This window comes from Natronorubrum halalkaliphilum (assembly GCF_009834785.1).
GTDB classification, from domain to species: domain Archaea; phylum Halobacteriota; class Halobacteria; order Halobacteriales; family Natrialbaceae; genus Natronorubrum; species Natronorubrum halalkaliphilum.
In genome coordinates this window covers 1-1,310 of sequence record NZ_WUYX01000067.1, presented here as the reverse complement: position 1 = coordinate 1,310, position 1,310 = coordinate 1, and the positions used below count along the sequence as shown (strand labels likewise).

1 protein-coding gene is annotated in these 1,310 nt (G+C 66.2%); it reads right to left on the bottom strand.

Annotated features, from left to right (window positions below; all coding sequences use genetic code 11):
• The coding region (locus tag GS429_RS17955; RefSeq protein ID WP_160066746.1) for an acetate--CoA ligase at window positions 1–1,310 on the bottom strand (1,310 nt) is incomplete at both ends.

The window sequence follows — 1,310 nt, the reverse complement described above, 5'->3', positions numbered from 1 at the left end:
TACCGCGCCGCCTCGAGTTCCTCGAGGGCCTGAGGGTTCTCGATGCTGCCCATATCGCCCAGATCCTCGCCCGTGTAGGTCGCCTCGATGGCCCGCCGGATGATCTTGCCTGACTGGGTCTTCGGGAACTGATCGACGAACAGGATCTCCCGCGGGCGGAACGGCTTCCCGAGTTCGTCCCCGACCTGGCCGCGCAGTTGGTCGCGCAGTTCGTCGGTTTCCTCGTACCCCTCCTCGAGGACGACGTAGGTGACGACGGCGGTGCCGGTGGTGTCGTCGGGTGCGCCGATCGCGGCAGCCTGGTTCACCGACTTGTGGTCGATGAGCGCTCCCTCGACCTCCGCGGGGCCGACTTTCCGGCCCGCTACGTTCAGCGCGTCGTCGGCGCGGCCATGGAGGAACCAGAAGCCGTCCTCGTCCTTCTGAGCCCAGTCGCCGTGGTTCCAGACGTCCTTGAACGTCGACCAGTACTCGTTCAGGTAGCGTTCGTCGCCCGACCAGAGGGATTTAGTCATCGAGGGACAGGAGTCCCGCGCGACCAGAAAGCCCCGTTCGTTCGCTTCTCTGACCGAGTTCCCGTCGCGGTCAACGATGTCGATATCCATCCCCAGCCCCGGCCCGCCGAGCGTACAGGGTTTGAGCGGCTCGGTCGGCATCGGCATCAGGAAACAGCCACAGATCTCGGTCCCGCCGGAGATGTTGATGATCGGCGCGTCGCCGCCGCCGACGTGCTCGTAGAACCACCGCCAGGATTCGGGGTCCCAGGGTTCGCCCGTCGAGCCCAACAGCCGGAGCGAGGAGAGGTCGTGGCCGGAGAGCCACTCGTCGCCGTGCTTGCGCAGCGCCCGAATCGCGGTCGGCGAGATGCCGAACTGGGTGAGTTCGTGCCGGTCGATCATCTCCCAGAACCTGTCGGGCTCGGGGTGGTCGGGCGCGCCCTCGTACATGAAGACGGTGCCGCCGAAGGTGTGGGTCCCGATGAGCGTCCACGGCCCCATCATCCAGCCGATATCCGAAACCCAGAAGAACCGATCCGAGGGCTTGAGATCCATCCCGAAGTAGACCTCCTTGGCACACTGGACCTGGACCCCCGCGTGCGTGTGGACGATCCCCTTCGGCTTGCCCGTCGTCCCCGACGAGTACAGCAACATCGACTCCTGACTCGAGTCGAGGGATTTCGACTCGTAGTCGTCGTCTTGGGGTTCGACGGCGTCGGCCCACCACTCGTCGCGGTCGGCGACCCACGGAATGTCGTGTTCGCTGCCCGGCTCGCGGGCCGCCTCGCTTCGCGCCTCGCTTCGCGCCTCGCT